This window comes from Sulfitobacter sp. TMED3, from assembly GCF_002167505.1.
Lineage (GTDB): Bacteria > Pseudomonadota > Alphaproteobacteria > Rhodobacterales > Rhodobacteraceae > Sulfitobacter > Sulfitobacter pontiacus.
In genome coordinates, this window is record NZ_NHBI01000058.1 from 1 (window position 1) to 18,985 (window position 18,985).

At 61.7% G+C, this 18,985-nt stretch carries 19 protein-coding genes and 2 pseudogenes; 6 read left to right on the top strand and 15 right to left on the bottom strand.

The annotated features are described in order from the left end of the window. Positions 1-74 precede the first annotated feature (74 nt). The 5 genes and pseudogenes from tsaB to CBB63_RS14060 all read right to left on the bottom strand — a co-directional run. Positions 75-596 (bottom strand): annotated as a pseudogene (tsaB, locus tag CBB63_RS14040) (tRNA (adenosine(37)-N6)-threonylcarbamoyltransferase complex dimerization subunit type 1 TsaB); the annotation flags it as partial. Continuing rightward, on the bottom strand, positions 589-1,149 hold the full coding sequence (locus CBB63_RS14045; RefSeq protein ID WP_286699592.1) for a NifU family protein: 561 nt from the start codon (positions 1,147-1,149) through the stop codon (positions 589-591). The pseudogene tsaB and the gene CBB63_RS14045, both read right to left, overlap by 8 nt. A gap of 98 nt (positions 1,150-1,247) precedes the next feature. Further along, a complete protein-coding gene (locus tag CBB63_RS14050) occupies positions 1,248-1,706 on the bottom strand; it encodes a universal stress protein (protein WP_286699593.1) in 459 nt (152 codons plus the stop codon). A gap of 32 nt (positions 1,707-1,738) precedes the next feature. Next, positions 1,739-2,605, bottom strand: coding sequence for a branched-chain amino acid aminotransferase (locus CBB63_RS14055; RefSeq protein ID WP_286699594.1), 867 nt, complete (start codon positions 2,603-2,605; stop codon positions 1,739-1,741). 14 nt (positions 2,606-2,619) lie between these two features. Further along, entirely contained in the window at positions 2,620-2,856 is a 237-nt protein-coding gene (locus CBB63_RS14060) for a DUF8831 family protein (RefSeq protein ID WP_286699595.1), read from the bottom strand. Positions 2,857-2,980: 124 nt separating this feature from the next. On the opposite strand from CBB63_RS14060, the gene CBB63_RS14065 reads away from it, so the two are divergent. Continuing rightward, a complete protein-coding gene (locus tag CBB63_RS14065; protein ID WP_286699606.1) occupies positions 2,981-3,688 on the top strand; it encodes a M48 family metallopeptidase in 708 nt (235 codons plus the stop codon). Positions 3,689-3,697: 9 nt separating this feature from the next. Further along, a pseudogene (locus CBB63_RS14070) lies at positions 3,698-4,049 on the top strand (YigZ family protein). 7 nt (positions 4,050-4,056) lie between these two features. Here the strand turns inward: CBB63_RS14070 and trhA are convergent. Then, the gene (gene trhA / locus CBB63_RS14075; protein WP_286699596.1) at positions 4,057-4,677 is read right to left on the bottom strand and encodes a PAQR family membrane homeostasis protein TrhA; all 621 of its coding nucleotides are present in this window, start codon (positions 4,675-4,677) and stop codon (positions 4,057-4,059) included. A gap of 717 nt (positions 4,678-5,394) precedes the next feature. Next, the gene (rimO, locus tag CBB63_RS14085; RefSeq protein ID WP_286699598.1) at positions 5,395-6,765 is read right to left on the bottom strand and encodes a 30S ribosomal protein S12 methylthiotransferase RimO; all 1,371 of its coding nucleotides are present in this window, start codon (positions 6,763-6,765) and stop codon (positions 5,395-5,397) included. A gap of 64 nt (positions 6,766-6,829) precedes the next feature. Here rimO and CBB63_RS14090 point away from each other — a divergent pair, with 64 nt between their 5' ends. Together CBB63_RS14090 and trpB are read left to right on the top strand one after the other, a co-directional pair. Then, entirely contained in the window at positions 6,830-8,773 is a 1,944-nt protein-coding gene (locus CBB63_RS14090; protein ID WP_286699599.1) for an AsmA family protein, read from the top strand. 169 nt (positions 8,774-8,942) lie between these two features. Further along, complete coding sequence (gene trpB, locus CBB63_RS14095; RefSeq protein ID WP_286699600.1) at positions 8,943-10,169, top strand: tryptophan synthase subunit beta; 1,227 nt, start codon at positions 8,943-8,945, stop codon at positions 10,167-10,169. Positions 10,170-10,244: 75 nt separating this feature from the next. Here the strand turns inward: trpB and CBB63_RS14100 are convergent, their stop codons facing one another. The 8 genes from CBB63_RS14100 to trpA all read right to left on the bottom strand — a co-directional run bounded on the left by CBB63_RS14100 (position 10,245) and on the right by trpA (position 17,308). Beyond that, positions 10,245-10,838, bottom strand: a complete 594-nt coding sequence (locus CBB63_RS14100) for a DUF4893 domain-containing protein (RefSeq protein ID WP_009826072.1) — start codon at positions 10,836-10,838, stop codon at positions 10,245-10,247. Continuing rightward, the gene (locus CBB63_RS14105; protein WP_286699601.1) at positions 10,838-11,227 is read right to left on the bottom strand and encodes a DUF2237 family protein; all 390 of its coding nucleotides are present in this window, start codon (positions 11,225-11,227) and stop codon (positions 10,838-10,840) included. The genes CBB63_RS14100 and CBB63_RS14105 overlap by 1 nt, the downstream gene beginning before the upstream one ends. Next, the gene (locus CBB63_RS14110) at positions 11,224-12,396 is read right to left on the bottom strand and encodes a serine hydrolase domain-containing protein (protein WP_286699602.1); all 1,173 of its coding nucleotides are present in this window, start codon (positions 12,394-12,396) and stop codon (positions 11,224-11,226) included. Before CBB63_RS14110 ends, CBB63_RS14105 begins: the two co-directional genes overlap by 4 nt. Before the next feature lie 67 nt (positions 12,397-12,463). Further along, positions 12,464-13,498, bottom strand: a complete 1,035-nt coding sequence (locus CBB63_RS14115; RefSeq protein WP_286699603.1) for a DUF2332 domain-containing protein — start codon at positions 13,496-13,498, stop codon at positions 12,464-12,466. After that, positions 13,495-14,226 carry an aminoacyl-tRNA hydrolase gene (gene pth / locus CBB63_RS14120; RefSeq protein ID WP_286699604.1) on the bottom strand — a complete coding sequence of 244 codons (732 nt, stop codon included), beginning with the start codon at positions 14,224-14,226 and terminating at the stop codon, positions 13,495-13,497. The genes CBB63_RS14115 and pth overlap by 4 nt, the downstream gene beginning before the upstream one ends. Before the next feature lie 152 nt (positions 14,227-14,378). Then, positions 14,379-15,026 carry a 50S ribosomal protein L25/general stress protein Ctc gene (locus tag CBB63_RS14125; protein ID WP_005851594.1) on the bottom strand — a complete coding sequence of 216 codons (648 nt, stop codon included), beginning with the start codon at positions 15,024-15,026 and terminating at the stop codon, positions 14,379-14,381. 226 nt (positions 15,027-15,252) lie between these two features. Then, the gene (locus CBB63_RS14130; protein WP_009826077.1) at positions 15,253-16,419 is read right to left on the bottom strand and encodes an alpha-hydroxy acid oxidase; all 1,167 of its coding nucleotides are present in this window, start codon (positions 16,417-16,419) and stop codon (positions 15,253-15,255) included. Positions 16,420-16,516: 97 nt separating this feature from the next. After that, complete coding sequence (gene trpA / locus CBB63_RS14135; protein ID WP_286699605.1) at positions 16,517-17,308, bottom strand: tryptophan synthase subunit alpha; 792 nt, start codon at positions 17,306-17,308, stop codon at positions 16,517-16,519. Positions 17,309-17,485: 177 nt separating this feature from the next. Here trpA and CBB63_RS14140 point away from each other — a divergent pair, with 177 nt between their 5' ends. Beyond that, positions 17,486-17,677 carry a hypothetical protein gene (locus CBB63_RS14140; protein WP_005851599.1) on the top strand — a complete coding sequence of 64 codons (192 nt, stop codon included), beginning with the start codon at positions 17,486-17,488 and terminating at the stop codon, positions 17,675-17,677. 59 nt (positions 17,678-17,736) lie between these two features. Further along, positions 17,737-18,834: a redox-regulated ATPase YchF gene (gene ychF / locus CBB63_RS14145; protein WP_005851601.1), complete on the top strand. Its 1,098-nt coding sequence runs from the start codon at positions 17,737-17,739 to the stop codon at positions 18,832-18,834. Positions 18,835-18,985 lie beyond the last annotated feature (151 nt).

Below are 18,985 nucleotides of genomic sequence, written 5' to 3' on the forward strand. Positions count from 1 at the left end.
CCTGCAACCCCCCACAAGATAGCGCGCACGCCTCTGAGTGGGCATGGACCAGCCCACGCGGTGGGGGAGGCAGCACGAGGGGGCAAGGCGGTGCCGTTGCAAAGTGCTGCGATCATATCGGCCTGATGACCCACACAGACGGGATCGGCGCGCGAGGGNACCGAAGGCAGATCATCCAGCCCACACATCACAGGGGCGCGGTCATCCATCGTGCCGAACACCTGCACGAACAGCTTGTCCTGCCGCGCATCGATGCTGCTGATGACAACGCCATCATGCCCGAAGGCCAGCGCCTGAAGATGCGAAACNCCTATCGCGGGCACCCCAAGGCCAAGCGCNAGCCCGCGCGCGGCCGAGACCGCGATGCGGATNCCGGTGAAGTTCCCCGGCCCGATGCCGACGCCAATCGCNGTCAGATCGCTATAGGCCACATCTGCGCNGGCCAGCACCTCGGCACATAGGCCAAGCAGCCGTTCGCCCTGACCCTTGTTCATCGGTTCCTCGACGCTGGCGATGATCTGGTCGCCCGACAGCAAAGCGGCCGCACAATGTGCGGCCGATGTATCAAACGCCAGGAGAAGAGGCGTCTTAGGCAACCGGGCGTACCTCGGTTACTTCGGGGATGTAGTGGCGCAGCAGGTTCTCGATGCCCATTTTCAACGTCAATGTGGACGATGGGCAGCCCGCGCAGGCCCCTTGCATGTGCAGATAGACAACGCCGCGCTCGAACCCGTGGAAGGTGATGTCACCGCCGTCCTGTGCCACGGCAGGGCGCACGCGGCTGTCCAGCAATTCCTTGATCTGGCCGACGATCGCACCGTCTTCGCCNGTATGCTCCGCATGGCCCGANGCGTGGTCATGGCCGGTTTCCATCACNGGNNGNCCGGATTGAAAATGCTCCATAATCGCGCCAAGCAGGGCGGGTTTCAGGTGGTCCCATTCGATCCCGTCAGCNTTGGTGATGGTCACGAAATCGGTGCCGAAGAACACGCCGGTCACGCCTTCGACAGCGAACAGACGCGTGGCCAAAGGCGAGGCGCTGGCGGCTTCGGGGGCGGGGAAATCGGCGGTGCCCATCTCTAGCACGGTCTGACCNGGCAGGAATTTCAACGTTGCGGGGTTGGGCGTGGATTCGGTCTGAATAAACATCACATGCTCCTGAAAGGGTTGATGCAGATATGCGACCTGAACGCGCGCAAGTCAAGGTTTGGAACGATTCTAAGTTTGCGACGGCCTGCGGTGCCGCCTCAGGTGATCATCTCGAGCCGTTCTTTGCTCATGTCACCGGGAACGATGGTGATCGGCACCGGCAGCGAGCCTGCGTTGCGGGAAAGCTGGGTCACCAAGGGGCCGGGGCCAGATTTCTTGTCGGTGCCCGCGCCAAGNACCAGCACGCCGACTTCGGGGTCATCGGCCAGCTGGTTGATGATCTCGTCCACGATCACACCTTCGCGAATGACCAGCGCGGGCTCCACGTTCAGCCGGTCNCGCATCCATTTGGCGAAGACCTCGAAATGCACCTCGATCCGCTCGCGGGCTTCTTCGCGCATGACCTCGGCCACACCGATCCAGTGNTTGAATTCGTCAGGCGGGATGACCGACAGCACCACCACCCCGCCGCCAGAGTTGGACGCCCGCATCGCGGCAAATCGCATGGCGTTCAGGCATTCGCGGCTGTCATCCAGCACAACCATAAATTTACGCATAGCATCCTCCTGTTGAACGGCGGGGGGCGGGGTCAGCCACGGTCAGAGGCCGCCCAATCCCAATACATCTCGCGCACGCGGCGGGTCATGGGGCCGATCTGGTACTGCGTGTCGTCAAACGCTTTGACCGGCGTGACCTTCATCATATTGCCGGACAAAAAGACCTCGTCCGCGGCATGGAAGTCATCAAAGCNNAGNACNGTNTCGTGCACCTTGATCCCGTCGGCGCGCATGTTCGACATATGCCGCGCGCGGGTGATACCGGCCAGAAACGTGCCATTGGGGATCGGGGTGAACACCTCGCCATCCTTGACCATGAACACATTGGCAGAGGCCGATTCGGCGACATTNCCCATGGCATCGGCGACCAGCGCGTTGCCAAAGCCCTTGGCGCGGGCTTCAACCATCATGCGGGCGTTGTTGGGATAAAGGCAGCCCGCCTTGGCNTTGACGACGTTGTCTTCAAGCACGGGACGCCGGAAACGGGTCCGTGTCAGCGTCGTGGCCGCATCGGGTGCCGCCATAGGNATCTGTTCAAGGCTGATGGCAAAACCGGTCGCGTCCTTTAATGGCACGATCCCCAGCTCGTCGCCCGCCAGCGCCCAATACATCGGGCGGATATAGACGGCGGCGTCTTTGGGGTAGCTTTTCAGACCCTCGCGTACCATCTCGACCATATCGGCGGTCTCGACCGTGGGGGTGATCATCAGNGCCTTGGCCGACCGGTTGATCCGCGCGCAATGCGCCTCCAGATCGGGGCTNAGACCGTCGAANAGCCGCGCCCCGTCNAATACGGTCGTGCCCAGCCATGCACCGTGGTCCGCGGCCTTGATGACAGAGATGTCACCCTCGTGCCAACTGCCTTCGTAAAATGTCTTGATATGTGTGCCAGTGGCCATTGCNTGTCCTTTNGTTACCGCTTGGGCGCGGTGCGGTAGATGCCNTCGGGCAGGTTCAGCGCGGCTGTCAGATCGTGCAGCTGCTCGGGCGAGAGGCTGATCTTGCAGACAGAGTTGGTGCGCGGGTCCCATTGCTCGAATGTGATAACGCTGGCAAAGGCCTGCACCGTCACATCTTCACGCAAGGGTGCTTTGCCTTCGTCGATCAGAGTGATCACACTGGCATCGAATTCGTGTTCAATCGTAAACATNNAGGCACAGTATTCTTTCGGCGGTCCAATGCAAGNGCAGCACTGCGCCGTCTGTTCAAATCCGCGCCGCCGCGTTAAAACGGTGGCAGATCTATTCGTTGCCCTTTTGAGGATGCGTTACGTGATGTTGAGATACTGTCTTGCTCTGGCNGCTGCGGCATTTATGGCTGCCTGCGAACCGACGACCATGTCGGGGCCTGTCTCCACCCAACCCGAGCAAGGGCAACCCGCTAGTTTTTCCGCCAATGAATCCGCCCGCAGCTTTATCCGCGTGTTGCAAACGGTCGAACCTGTCGCCGAACGGGAATGTCGCGTGCGGACCTCGCAGGTGAATTGCGATTTCAANATCGTGGTCGATGACCGNCCCGGCCAGCCCGCCAACGCCTACCAAACCGAGGATAAGGCCGGGCGTCCGGTCATCGCCTTCACGCTCGCCCTGATCGCGGATGCGCGGAACGAGGACGAGCTTGCCTTTGTCATGGGGCACGAGGCTGCCCACCACATCGAAGGGCATATCGCACGCCANCAGCAGAACGCGGTCGCCGGTGCGGTGATCTTTGCCGGTCTCGCCACGCTGAGCGGGGGCGATGCCACAGCGGTCGAATCGGCACAGCGCCTTGGGGCGCAGGTGGGCGCGCGGACCTATTCCAAGGACTTCGAGCTTGAGGCAGACGCCTTGGGCACCATTATCACCGCACGCGCAGGGTATAACCCGCTGCGGGGGGCCGAATTCTTTACCCGTATTCCTGACCCCGGTGACCGTTTCCTGGGCACGCACCCGCCCAATGCATCGCGTCTGGATACCGTACGGCGGACCGCGGCGGGGCTGTAACGGCACCGCATGAAGCAGCTTGGCCAGATACTGTCGGACCGCGGGTCCAAATATGCCGTGTCAGGCTGCCCCGCGTCCGATCGCGCCGCCGTGGATGCTGCGCTGAAAGAGCTCAAGCGCGATAAATCCTATGCCAAGGCAACCCACAACACCTGGGCGGTGCTGCTGTCAGAGCGGCGGCCCGCTGAANGGCGATGANGGNGAATCCGGTGCGGGGATGGTGATCATCCGGATGCTAGAGCGTGAGGGGCTGGAGGATCACCTGATCGTGGTCACGCGTTGGTATGGCGGGAAACATCTGGGCGGTGACCGGTTCCGCCACGTGCAATCCTGCGTGCGCGCCTATCTGGATGCGGCCTGACACAGGCTTACAAGCTGATAGAGATGGCGGCGAAAAAGCAGATAGAGGCGGCAAGCACAAAGCTGTGCCAGATCGCATTCTGAAAGCGCATGCCGGGGTGTGCAAAGACGATCGTCCCCAGCGTATAGATCAACCCGCCGATGCCAATCAGCGTCAGCGCCGTGGTNGGCAGGNTTTGCCACATCGGCCAGACCAGCAGCACAGACAGCCACCCCATGCCAAGATACAGATAAAGCGACGCTTTNGANTCCGTGCTCCAGAAAGACAGTTTGGCGACCGCGCCGATAATGGCCAGCGCCCAGACCACGGCGAGGATGCCATAGGCGAACCCCGTTCCGATGAGCACAACAAACGGTGTGTAGGTGCCCGCGATCTTGAAGTAGATCGCCGCATGGTCAATCCGNCCCAGCAGGGCACGGGTACGATCAAACGGNAAAAGGTGGTAAATCGCCGACGCCAGAAGCGACAGGACAAAGCAGGCCGCATAAACCAGCGTCGGTGTAAGCTGCTCCCCCTGGCTTGCAGCATAGGTCGTCAGCAGGATTGTTGCCGGTATCGCAAATCCCAGACCCAACACGTGGATCGTGCCATCGGCGAGAGTGTCAGCGGTTGGGTGCGGATAAGCCATAGGTCAAATCTAGCACCCGTTTGCAACATTCCCATGTCAGATTTCGTCTAATTAATGGCGCTTTGGTATCTCGNCCTATCCATTCGTATAGGAGGTTATGCCGACGCGTGGCGCGCGTCCGGATCAACGGGGNTTATTGCCGTCGATCCAGCGCGACATCATCGTCTTGTCGCGGAAACANTCCTGCGGGATATCGCGGCGCTTCAGNCGGGCGATGCGTTCGGCAAAAGCGACCTGCTTTGACGANGGATANTGCGANAACGGCCCGTCCACCGGCTTNGGCTTATGGGCGTCGATCCATTCAGACAGCGCGGCGCGNTCGGTCAANGCCCGTTTTGGCACAGGCGCGCCGGTCTTGANGCTAAGCGAGGTAGCATAGTGCATCTGCTTNTCCGTCGGCGGCAAAGCGGCGCGCGCGTCGCGGGCTGAANCTTCTNCATGNGCAGGTACGGCCCCGTNGTCGGGATCGAACATGCCGGGAAACTGCGGTTGGTAGGACATNGTNTAGGCCCCCTTGTTCTGGTTNGAACATANATAGAACATCGCATGCGCATTTTCAAGGGTNTCACCTCTGATACGCCTTCATNTNTCTATATGTAGGGTGCGNATTTACTATTTCCACTACATGGGCTGCGCCTGCAATCGGGCCTGCCTGTGCGAANAGGAACGCCAAGGCGCTCGNNTTGTTCCACGGTTGAGAAGGGGGATGGCGGTGGCCTAGACCACGCGCCCCCAAAGATCGTATTCGCCGGCTTCTTCGACTTCGACGGTCACGATCTGGCCNACGCTCAGGTTTTCNAAGCCTTCGTCGATGAACAGNTTGCCGTCGATCTCTGGCGCGTCTGCCTTCGTGCGGCAGGTGGCGGCCTCGTCGTCGATCTCGTCGATGATCACATCCATGCGNCGACCGACTTTGGCTTCCAGCTTGGCNGCCGAGATGGCTTGCGCCTTCTCCATAAAGCGGTTCCAGCGGTCCTGNTTGACCTCNTCCGGCACGTGATCGGGNAGCGCATTTGACCGCGCCCCGTCCACGTTTTCGTACTGAAAGCACCCGACCCGGTCGAGCTGCGCCTCGTCAAGCCAATCCAGCAGGGTCTGGAACTCTGCCTCTGTCTCGCCGGGGTAGCCAACGATGAATGTNGACCGCAGGGTGATGTCGGGGCAGGTGTCACGCCACGCGGCGATTTCATCCAGCGTCTTTGCTGCCGCNGCAGGACGGGCCATGCGTTTCAGCACGTCGGGATGCGCGTGCTGGAANGGNATATCCAGATAGGGCAGTACCAGACCTTCAGCCATCAGCGGGATCAGGTTGCGCACATGGGGGTAGGGGTAGACGTAGTGCAGCCGTACCCACGCCCCGAGCGACCCCAGATCACGGGCCAGATCGGTGATATGTGCGCGGTGGCCACGGTCTTCGGCNTGTTTGATATCGACGCCGTAGGCCGAGGTATCCTGAGAGATCACCAGCAGTTCGTTCACGCCGTTCTGCACCAGCTTTTCAGCCTCGCGCAGGATCGCATGGGCAGGGCGCGATTGCAGGCGGCCGCGCATGTCGGGGATGATGCAGAACTTGCACTTGTGGTTACAGCCTTCCGAGATCTTCAGATAGCTGTAGTGGCGCGGCGTCAGGCTGACGGCCTGCGCGGGCAGCAGATCAATAAACGGATCGGGCGAAGGCGGCACGGCCCCATGCACCGCGTCCAGCACCTGTTCATATTGGTGCGGGCCGGTGACGGCCAGAATACGCGGGTGATGTTCGCGGATATAATCCGGCTCGGCCCCCAGACAGCCGGTCACGATCACTTTGCCATTTTCGTTCAGCGCCTCGCCAATCGCATCAAGGCTTTCGGCCTTGGCGGAGTCAAGGAACCCACAGGTGTTCACAATCACCGCATCCGCCCCGGCGTAGTCCGGCGACACGCCGTAGCCTTCGGCGCGCAGGCGCGTCAAAATCCGTTCGCTGTCGACCAGCGCCTTGGGGCAGCCCAGCGATACCATGCCGATGGTCGGCTGGCCGGGGCGGGACGGATTGGTGATCTGGGCCTTTGGCGCAAGATCGGGGCGTAGATTTGGTGGGTTTGTGCTCATGAACTGCGCTATAAGCCATGCAAAGGGTCTGGGAAAGGCCCCGCATCAGGCAAGGAGACGGGCGATGAAGTGGATTATTCGGGCAATTGGCATACTGCTGCTGATTTTGGTGGTCGCGGTGGGGTCGCTGTTCTTGCTGCCCGCCGACCGTATTGCGCGAATCGCGGCGGACCAGCTGCGCAACCTGACAGGGCGCGAGGTCACGATCACGGGCGATGTGGGGCTGACCTTCTGGCCGGTGCTGGGGGTGACCGCAGGCGGGCTAGAAGTCGGGAATGCCGATTGGGCCAAGGATGGGGCGATGCTCTCGGCCGCCAATGCCGCCATCGGGGTTGATGCGATGGCGCTGATCCGGGGCGAGATCAAGATCACCAACATTGAAGCCCAAAGCCCCACCATCCGGCTGGAGCAGCGCCGCGACGGGCGCGCCAGCTGGCAGTTCAGCGACGGCGGCGGNGANGCAGNCATCGAGACCGCTCCGACCGCGCCTGCGCGCAGCCCGCGCCCGCTGACGATCCAGCGGCTCAATATCACCGACGCCACGTTGATCTATGATGCCGAGGGCAGCGATCTGGTGCGANTTGACGGTGTGGACCTGTCGCTCGACTGGCCCGAACGGGCGGGCGATGCGGTGATCAAGGCCGCCCTGCGCCCCGCGGCCGATCGCGTGTCGATCGAGGCGACGATCAACCGGTTTGANCAATTCCTGAACGGCGATATCCGCCCGCTGCGTGCCCGTGTGGACACCAANGGCGGCGGCGTCTCNCTGACCGGACGNGCGGGNCTGNCCGGCGCTGTCGCAGGGGATCTGTGGCTCAAGACGTCGGACACGGGGCGTTTTCTGGCAGCGCTCGGGGTGGGTGACATCGCACTGCCGCAGGGCTTGGGAAAGACGGCGGATATCAACCTTGATCTGACCCTGACGCCCGACCGGCGCTTGGCCCTGCGCGAGGTGGTGGCCGATCTGGGCGGGAACGCCCTGACCGGTGCGGCGGATATCACGCTGAACGGCACGCCCGATGTGAACGCGCAGATCAACGTCGGCGCGCTGGACCTGACCGGCTTTGCNGGCAGCGCCCCNAGTGGCACCGCGCCCGCGTCCNCCACCCCCGCGCCTGCGNCCCCGACAGGGTGGTCGAAAGCACCGATTGATGCCTCCGCGCTTTCCGCCTTCAACGGCGAGGTCGCACTGCGGGCAGATAGCATTGATCTGGGCACGCTAAGCTTGGGCGCGACGCGCGTATTGCTGCGCAACGACCGNTCGCGTCTGGTCGCCGANCTGCGCGAGATCAGGGCCTATGCCGGTGTGATCAGNGGCGAGTTCGTGGTCAACAACCGCAACGGCCTNTCGGTGGGCGGGGCGCTGAACGCGACCTCCATCGCCATGCAGCCTTTGCTGCAACAGACCGCAGGGCTGGGCCGGTTCCACGGTACNGGCGATGCAGAGGTATCTTTCCTCGGGTCCGGCGCATCGCTGGACGCGATCATGCGGTCGCTTNGCGGATCGGGCGCGGTGAATGTCGGGCGTGGNCATATCGAGGGGATCGACCTTGATGCGCTGATGGGCAATTTCGACGTNGAGGGTGGCACGACGGTCTTCGATTCCCTTGCCGCGACATTCGACATGGATCANGGCGTNCTGCGCAACGACGACCTGCTNATGCAGCTGCCGAACTTTACCGCCACGGGCACAGGGCAGGTGGGGCTGGGGGCGCAAACGCTGGATTATACCGTCACGCCCAAGGCACTGCGGGTGAACGGCGATCGGGGGCTGGCCATTCCGGTGCGCATCTTCGGGCCGTGGGCCGCACCGCAGATCAAGCCGGATTTGCAGGCGGCGCTGGACATGAACTTTGCCAAGGAAAAGGAACAGGCCCGCCAAAAGCTGAACGAAAAGCTGGAGGAGGAACTGGGCGTATCGCGGCAGGACGGGCAATCGGTCGAGGATGCGGTGAAACAAAAGGTAGAGGACGAGCTGCGGCGCGGGCTGTTCAANCTCTTTGACTAGCGGCGCGCCACGCNGGCGGTGTATTTCCAANANCTCNGTTTGNAAAANTGCAATTTTCCGTGGCGTTTTANGGGCGAGGGGCGGTACGGGCCCTTCGCCGCCCCCACCCCGTCTTTACCTGTCGCGGCGGGGGCGTTAAGGCTGGTCGCCAAGCGCAAGGAGCACCTCCATGGACAATGATCTTTTCAACTCTTTCATGACCGGACCTGACGAGAATGGCCGCTTTGGCGATTTCGGGGGGCGGTTTGTGTCGGAAACCCTGATGCCGCTGATCCTCGAACTGGANGCGGAATATGAAAAGGCCAAGACGGACGACAGCTTTTGGGCCGAGATGGACGACCTGTGGACCCACTATGTCGGTCGCCCCAGCCCGCTGTATTTCGCAGAGCGTCTGACCGAACATCTGGGCGGTGCCAAGGTTTACATGAAGCGCGACGAGCTGAACCACACCGGCGCGCATAAGATCAACAACGTGTTGGGCCAGATCATTCTGGCGCGGCGCATGGGCAAGAAACGGATCATCGCGGAAACCGGTGCGGGCCAGCACGGTGTGGCCACGGCCACNGTCTGNGCCAAGTTCGGTCTGCAATGCGTTGTCTATATGGGCGCGCATGATGTTGAACGNCAGGCCCCCAACGTCTTCCGCATGCGTCTGCTGGGTGCCGAAGTGATCCCCGTNACCTCGGGCCGTGGGACGCTGAAAGACGCGATGAACGACGCGCTGCGCGATTGGGTNACCAATGTGCGCGACACATTCTATTGCATCGGCACGGTCGCAGGGCCGCACCCCTATCCGGCGATGGTTCGCGACTTTCAGGCGATCATNGGCAAGGAAGTGCGCGAACAGATGGACGCCGCCGAAGGCCGTCTGCCNGACACGCTGGTCGCCGCGATCGGTGGCGGGTCGAACGCGATGGGGCTGTTCTATCCGTTCCTTGATGACAAGGACGTCAATATCATCGGCGTCGAAGCNGGCGGCAAGGGCGTGAACGAAAAGATGGAGCATTGCGCGTCATTGACCGGTGGCCGCCCCGGCGTTTTGCACGGTAACCGTACCTATCTGTTGCAGGACGACGACGGGCAGATCCTTGAAGGATTCTCTATCTCGGCCGGTCTGGATTACCCCGGGATCGGGCCCGAACATTCCTGGCTGCACGACATTGGCCGCGCGCAATATGTGTCGATCACCGATAAAGAAGCGCTTGAGGCGTTCCAACTGAGCTGCGCGCTTGAAGGGATCATTCCCGCGCTCGAACCCAGCCACGCGCTGGCGCATGTGATGAAGATCGCACCAGAGCTGCCCAAGGATCACATCATCTGCATGAACATGTGTGGGCGCGGCGACAAAGACATCTTCACCGTCGCCAAGGCGCTTGGTTTTGACATGAAGGTCTGAGGATCAGACGAAAGCTTAGACACTGACGATCACGAAGGGGGCGGCGCATCGCCCCCTTTTCTTTTGGCGCTGGCCCTATCGGGTCAGCTCTAGGATATCAAAGTCGCTTTCGACCACCGGCGCGGGAAACATCAGCCGCGCCCGCTGGTTGCTGACACGTTCGAACACCGCGACATCGGGTTGCAGGGTGCCATCTCCGGCAAAACCGGGTGGCAGGGCGTCGTAAGCGGGCGGNACCTCTCCCGCGACATAGCCGACGCCAGCATAGACCGCGCGCCCGTCTCGCAGCGTGATGACCCCCGTGGTGCGCTGCGACCCGCTGAGCTTTTCAAACAGATACCCGTTNCCCTGAAAGGTCAGNCGGCATTTGAACGGGCTATAGACCACCAGCGCNGGCAGNCCGCCCAGTTTCATCGTGCGGCAGGACCAATCGCCGGCCAGCCCCTCGTCAAAGGCAACTTGCGGCGTGCCGGACAAGGCGCGCGACAGAGCGGACAGGTCATCCGCGCTGCCGCTTTGGAACGCTTGCAGCAGAGCATCGCCCGCCGTGGCCTCGAACCGGTCGAGGCGGAGCTGCTCTTGCGGGCGCAGGGCGTCTTGGGCGATGGCTGGGGCGGCGCAGAGCACTGCGGTCAAGGCCGTAGTCAGGGCAGCAGTCAGGCGCAGCATCAGTCTGCCCCGCCGTTAGGGCGCANGGCATGGGCCTGCAGGATNTTCAGCGGCACGATATCCAANGCGCGCTGATGGGTTGCCTCAAGATGCACCTTTGGCGCGCAGCCCTCGTCCGCCGCTTGCAAGAAACGCCCCGCACAAAGACACCACGGATCGCCNGCCGACAGTCCGGCAAAGCCGAATTCGGGGCGCGGTGTGCTGAGGTCATTGCCGACATACTTGGAATAGGCCAGAAACTCGGCCGTCATGATCGCGCAGACCGTGTGGCTGCCCTGATCGGCGGCACAGGTATTGCACGACCCGTCGCGGAAAAAGCCCGTGACGGGGTCGNTGCCACAGACGGCCAGCGGGCCGCCCAGAATATTGATGCTTTCGTCATGTGTCATGTGCCCCCCAAGGCTGCGCTGATCTGGCGGAAGATGGCGATGTTCTGATCGCTGACCCCGGCCTCGCGGAACTTGCGGTCGGCGGCATTGGTCGCGATCACCACCCCGTCAGCGCGGTTGATGTAGATATACTGACCATACACACCGCGGGCCATGAANTCACCCTCTGTCGCGCCTTGGGGAATCCACCACTGATAGCCATAGCCGATCTGCCCCTCTGCCGTCGGGGCCGATGGCGCGGTAGAGGCGGCGACCCAGTCTGCCGGTACAATCTGCTGACCGTTGTAGCGACCGTTTTGCAGGAACATCTGCCCCATGCGCGCGTAATCGCGGGTCGTCAGGTTCAGCCCGCCCAAGACAAAGGCGACACCCGCGCCGTCCGTCACGTAATAGGGCGCNTGCTCAAGACCCATGGGGGTGATGANCTTTTCCGACAAAAGATCGGTGACGGACCGGCCTGTTGCCCCCCGAACGACCATGCCGATGACATGGGTGTCGATCGACACATACTGCCACTGGCTGCCGGGCGTGGTGAAAGTATCGTTCAGGCTTGCGGTGAAATCGTCCAGCTCTCCGCCAAGGGCGAGGGCGCGGCCCATCTTGTTGATGTCGGAATCCGGGTCGAGGTAATCTTCGTCAAAGGTAACCCCGCTGGCCATGTTAAGCACGTTGCGCAGCGTCGCCCCGTCATAGGCGGTGCCTTTCAGCTTGGGCGCATAGGTCGTGACAGGGTCGTCAAGCGATGCAATCGCCCCTTCGTCCAGCAGGATACCCACAAGCGCGGAAAGGTAGCTTTTGGCGACAGACCAGCTGATCCGCAGATCATCGGGCTGGGTGCCTTTAAAGTAGTTCTCATAGACAATCTGACCGTCTTTCAGCACNACCAATGCCGTCACATCCCGCGCTTTGATCCAGTCGTTGACCTCGGCAGGGGGGGCGTATTCGGGTCCATAAGACAGCTCTGCCGTGGGGCCATCACCGCGCGACAGGGGTTTGGACAGGAAGGCCTCGTCCATATGGCTGAAGTTATGCACGATCTTGTCTTCGGCAAAGAGCGAGTTCACCGCCAGCAGCCGCGTGATCTCTTCGCGCTTCCACAGGCCGACAACGACCACAGCCACCACTAGAGCCAGTAAAATACGGCCCAGCCATTTCCCGAATGTGCGCATGAAATCCTCCCTGATATGCGGGGATACCCAAGCACGAAGGCTGCGGTGGTGCCAGATAAACTTGGCGTCAGCCGGTGTAGGTCCAATCGATCCAGCGACCGTGGAAATCGACCCGNGCCAAGGGCAGGGTGATGTCACCGGGCCAGAGCCTGAGCGTCAGCGCCGCCCCCTTGAGGCCCGATCCGTCCTGCTCCATCGACAACCATGCCAGCGGGCGGTTGCGCGTGGCGCGTTTGCCGGCAGCCTCGATCAACGCTTTGCCACGGGCCTGTGCCGCTTTGGGGAAATACTGCCACGCGACGGTGTGCTGGATCAGGTGCAGGCAGCCTTCGGGGGATTGGGGCAGGGTGCGCGCCAGCCAGTCAATCGCATCGCCGCGTTGCACCTGCGCCGTCATGACAGAGGCCGCGGTCCGCGTCAGTGTCAGGCGTTCGGGTTGGTCCGCCCAGATATAGGACATCAGCCGCAACAGGTGGTCGGGCCGNGTCGGGTCCAGCGGGTTCAGATCAACGCCGCGACGTTTTTCGACCTGCGGGTTGATCGCCGGTGGCAGTTTGCCTGTCCAGTCAGGCGACAGCAGGATCGTGGACATGTTCGACCCGAAGCGATGCCCCTCGATCTCGAGCACGAAGTGGTCCCACATCAGGTTGAGCCCGCCGCTGGCCCCAAGTTCGGACAGGCGGATCGGCAGNTTGAAATGCTGCGCCGCGACGCGGGCCCCCGCGATCAACGCGGCAGAGCGGCGGACCTCGTTCGTTTGCGGNGCGCTGTCGGTCCAATCAAGCAAGAAGGCTTCATGCGTGGTGATCGCGTCGCGCACGGCCTCTGACAGGGCTTGGTCGCTCGCCTTGTGCGGGGGNTANACGGCCATCAGCGCAGGCGCTTTGCGTTTCANCACCAGCGCATGCAGCCCGCCCGCGATGCGCAGGGGAAGGGACGCGCCCGACGGGCCGATATCCCCTTCGATCGCCGCAAATTTACGGCCAAGGGCTGTGTCGGCGGGCCAGTCCCGCGCCAGCACGCTCATCAACTGCCCCATGAAGGGAGACCCAAGTGCGATGCAATGCNCNGCTTGCTCTTCAAAGGCNNCTTGCAGTGTCACTTGAACCGGTCCAGCAGNTTTTGCATGGCGCTGCGNTCGTCGGTCTGGGGGGCAGGNTCTGCCTTGGGNTGCGTTGGGGCNGGCTGCGCGGGCTTTGGCGCAGCGGCTTGAGCGTTGGCCGCAGTGCCCGCGGGTTTCTTGGTGCCCGTGCCGGATCGTGGCGGGGCAACACGCANGGCCACGGCGTTCATGAACTTGGCCGTATCGCCGCGCGCCAGGTCCGCNGCACCGTCGCTGATCCCGCGCAATACGTCNTCCAGCCANNCCTGCTCTGCNTTGGCAAAGTCGCGCAGNACATAGCCCGGTACGGCGTCCTTATGCCCCGGATGNCCNACGCCAAGGCGCACACGGTCATAGTCGGGACCGATATGCGCATGGATCGACCGCAAGCCATTGTGCCCCGCATGCCCGCCGCCGGTCTTGCATTTCACCTTGCCGGGGGCGAGGTCGATTTCGTCGTGCAAAACGATCACGTCCGCCGGTTCAAGCTTGTGGAACCGCATGGCCGATTGCACCGACTGACCAGAGTTGTTCATGAATGTCTCGGGCTTGAGCAAGACCACGCGGTCCGCGCCAAAACGCCCTTCGACCGTTAGCCCGTTGTGCTTGGTCTTCCATCCGGCAAAGCCGTGATCCTGCGCGATGCGGTCCAGCGCCATAAAGCCGATGTTATGCCGGTTGCCCGCGTATTTGGCACCCGGATTGCCAAGCCCTACTATCAGTTTCATGCGGACCCCTTCAAGTGGATAAAAACGTTTGTTTGGCCAAGGATAGCAGACCGCGGGGCCAAACGAAATAACGCCCCAACGAAAAACGGGGCCGCCCATGGCGACCCCGTCTCGACCCATCCGCGCCCGTGGGCGCGACGGATATATCGGTATCAGTCTTCTTTGACTTCTGTTGCGGGCACTTCGTCTGCTGCAACATCTTCGTCTTCATCATCGTCCTGGCTGGCCAGACCGGAAGGCGCGGAAATCTGCGCGATCACGAAGTCACGGTCGATGACCGGCTTGGTGCCGTTTGGCAGCTTCACGCTCGAGATGGTGAGGCTGTCGCCGATTTCCAGTTCGGAAACGTCGATTGTGATGTGATCAGGGATATCGCCTGCGGTCACAACCAGTTCAACTTCGGGACGTACCAGCGTCAGAACGCCACCTTTTTTCAGGCCGGGGCTGACTTCTTCGCCTTCGACTTCAACCTGGATGAAGAGGTTGATTTTGGTGGTGCGCTTCAAACGCATCAGGTCGACGTGCGTTGGCAGGTCTTTAACAACGTGACGCTGAACGTCGCGGCAGATGACGCGGACGTCTTCTTGGCCTTCAACCTTGAGGTTGAACAGGGTCGCCTTGAAGCGGCCTGCGCGCAGTTTGGTCAGCAGCTTGTTAAAGTCCAGGTTGATCGGCAGCGGATCAAGGTCACCACCGAATACGATACCAGGAACCATGCCGTCGCGGCGTGCCTGACGAGCGGCGCCCTTGCCTGTCCCCGTGCGTTCGAAAGCTTCAAGATCAGGAATCTCTCCAGCCATTGTAATCTCCAATATGTTTAGGGCGGACATCCTCCAAGGCTGTATGTCCGCGTGAAGCCGCGCGTATAGACGGGTTTGGGCGTTTGGGAAAGACTAAAACGCCGCTTTTGCGCAAGTTGGCTTTGGTTTGCGACCTATGCGGGGCGGGGCAGGGGCTGCGCGCAGGGTTTCCGCCCGCCCTGACATATCAGCCAAGGCGGGCGCATTTTGCGAAGAAGGCGCAGGCTCAGGGCTGCCAGTCGCCTTCAAAACCTTTTGGAATAAGCAGGTTATGCTTGCCCAAACCCGCGACAGAGGTTTCACCACAAAGCGCCATGGACAGGTCGAGCTCCTTGTGGATGACCTCCAGCGCCGAGGTAACCCCGGCCTGACCCATCGCGCCAAGCCCGTAGATGAAGGCGCGCCCGATATAAGTGCCTTTGGCCCCCATCGCCATCGCCTTGAGCACGTCCTGACCGGACCTGATTCCACTGTCCAGATGGACTTCGATCTGGTCGCCCACGGCCTCCAGGATCGACGGCAGCGCCCGGATAGAGCTGATCGCCCCGTCCAGCTGGCGCCCGCCGTGGTTGCTGACGATGATCGCATCCGCCCCGACTTTCAGCGCCATCCGCGCATCGTCGGCGTCAAGAATACCCTTGAGGATGACCTTGCCTCCCCATTGCTCTTTCAGCTTGGCGATCTTGCCCCAGTCGAGGGTGGGGTCGAATTGCTCTGCCGTCCATGCGCCAAGGTTGGCTGTGTCGTCTACGCCGTGCACATGGCCCACGATGTTGCCAAAGCTGCGCCGCTTGGCCCCCATCATTCCGATGCCCCAGCTCCATTTGGTTGCCAGATTGGCGAGCGTTTTGGCGGTCAGCTTGGGTGGGGCAGAGAGGCCGTTCTTCAGATCCTTGTGGCGCTGGCCAAGAATTTGCAGATCAAGCGTGATGACAAGGGCCGAGCATTTCGCATCCTTGGCGCGCTGAATCAGCCGCGCGACATAGTCTTCGTCGCGCATGGTATAAAGCTGGAACCAGAAGGGTTTCGTCGTCGCCTCTGCCACATCCTCGATCGAATTGATGGACATGGTCGACAGGGTGAAGGGCACGCCAAAGGCTTCGGCGGCGCGGGCAGCTTTGATCTCTCCGTCGGCGTGCTGCATGCCGGTCAGCCCGACTGGGGCCAGTGCCACAGGCATCGCCACATCCTGCCCGATCATCTGCGTCTTGGTGCTGCGCCCGCTCATATCCACGGCGACGCGCTGGCGCAGGCGGATCTGTTCAAAATCGGTCGTGTTCTCGCGAAAGGTCTGCTCTGTCCAGCTGCCCGATTCCGCGTAGTCATAGAACATCCGCGGCACGCGGCGTTCATGCAGGCGCTTGAGGTCGTCGATGGTGGTGATCACGGGCATGGTGGCAAGTTCCTATGTATTGGTCAGATGATCTAACCAATATGGCCCGTTGAAATCAATTGCTTTACGCCACGACATCGGGCGTCGAGCCGGGCGCTTAGGCCCGATGCGCACCATCCGACAGGGTTTTGACAAAGCTCAGCACATCTTCGACAGGCAGCCCATCTGCGATTTTCGATACGATGGCAGAGCCGACAACAACCCCATCAGCAACGCTTGCAATGGCTTCGGCCTTGGCGGGGGTGTTCACACCGAACCCGACAATCACGGGCAGGCCGCTGGCCTTCTGGATGCGCTCAACCTCGGGGGCGACATCGCCCGCATCCGCTTCGGCAGAGCCGGTGATGCCGGTGATCGACACATAATACACAAAGCCCGAGGTGTTCTGCACAACCCGCGGCAGGCGTTTGTCATCGGTTGTAGGGGTCGCAAGGCGGATAAAGTTCATACCGGCGGCTTGCGCGGGCAGGCACAGCTCGGCGTCTTCTTCCGGTGGCAGGTCCACGACGATCAGCCCGTCCACGCCGGCTTTCTTGGCCGCCTCTAGGAAGTTATCCACGCCTTTGGAGTAGATCGGGTTGTAATAGCCCATCAGCACGATCGGCGTCGTGTCATCCTGTTCGCGGAACGCCGCGGCAAGCGCCAGCGTCTTGTCCAGCGTCATCCCGCCTTCAAGCGCGCGCTGTCCCGCCAGCTGAATGGCAGAGCCATCGGCCATCGGATCGGTAAACGGCAGCCCCAGCTCGATAATATCGACGCCCGCGTCAGGCAGGCCGCGTACCACCTCGAGCGACGTGTCAAAGTCGGGATCGCCTGCCATCACATAGGCGACAAAGGCTTTCTTGCCTTGGGATTTGAGGTCAGCGAATTTGGCGTCGATACGTGTCATGAGGGCGGCCTTTTTACGTTACCCTGCTGCAATGCCGAATATATCACGGGAAATCAATCCAACTCCGCCGGTGGGCTTGGGCGATTTTCCGAAAAACAGGGGTCAAAGGCACTGTATTTATGCAGGGGCGCATCACATAGTCCTTTAAATCCCGCCGCCTGCGCCTACATTTACCCCATGAATTATGTACTCGCCCTGCTGTTGCCGCCGCTTTCCATCCTGCTGACAGGACGGATCTTCACGGCGATTATCGTCTTCCTGATCTGGATTCCGGCCGTGATCTTTTCGGGCGGGTTGACCCATCCGATGTTCATCGTGCTCGCATGGATCCTGATTTACCAGACGCACGAGGACCGACGCCTGCGCTAAGACTTGCGCAAAGGCGGCCAAAACCCTAGGACAACGCCAACTTATAAAGGATGCTTGTCATGGGCTTTAAGATGGGAATCGTGGGTCTGCCGAATGTCGGCAAGTCGACCCTCTTCAACGCGCTGACCAAAACAGCGGCAGCGCAGGCGGCCAATTTTCCGTTCTGCACAATCGAACCGAACGTCGGTGAAGTCGCGGTGCCGGATTCGCGCCTTGATAAACTCGCCGCGATTGCGGGCTCCAAGCAGATCATCCCGACGCGGATGACCTTTGTGGACATCGCAGGCTTGGTCAAAGGCGCGTCCAAAGGGGAAGGTCTGGGCAACCAGTTCCTGGCCAATATCCGCGAGACGGACGCGATCGCCCATGTGCTGCGCTGCTTTGAAGACGGCGATGTGACCCACGTCGAAGGGCGCGTGGACCCCGTGGCAGACGCCGAGACCATCGATACAGAACTGATGCTTGCCGATCTGGAAAGCATCGAAAAACGCCGCGCCGGTCTGGTCCGCAAGATCAAGGGCAACGATAAAGACGCAGCGCAGCAGGACCGCCTGTTGGCCGCCGCGCAAGAAGCGATCGAGAACGGCAAGCCCGCGCGCACCGTCGAGGTTGACGCGGATGATGCAAAAGCCTGGCGCATGCTGCAATTGCTGACGACCAAGCCCGTGCTCTATGTCTGCAACGTCGGCGAATCCGAAGCGGCCGAGGGCAATGCCCTTTCTGCCAAAGTCGCGGAAATGGCCGCGGCGCAGGGCAATAGCCATGTCGTGATCTCTGCCCAGATCGAGGAAGAAATCAGCCAGCTGGAGCCCGAAGAGGCCAGCATGTTCCTGGACGAGATGGGGCTAGAGGAAGCCGGGCTTGATCGGTTGATCCGCGCGGGCTACGAGCTGCTGCACCTTGAGACATACTTCACCGTCGGCCCGAAAGAGGCCCGCGCCTGGACGATCAAGGCTGGCACCTCTGCGCCGAAAGCCGCAGGCGTGATCCACGGTGATTTTGAAAAAGGCTTCATCCGCGCCGAAACCATCGCCTATGACGATTTCGTGGCCTTGGGCGGTGAAGGCCCCGCCAAGGAAGCCGGCAAGATGCGCGCCGAGGGCAAAAGCTACACCGTCAAAGACGGCGACGTGTTGCACTTCCTGTTCAACACCTGATCCAATCTGGCGGGCCGCTTTCCAGGCGGCCCGCCGATCTGGCGCGCGAGCGGCCCCTCCCGCTTCCATCGCCCCACGGCTCTGCCCGCCTCCCCCCCCCTCGACCCACGGACGCCCCCGGCCCACGCCGCGCGCATAGCGCCGCAAGCCG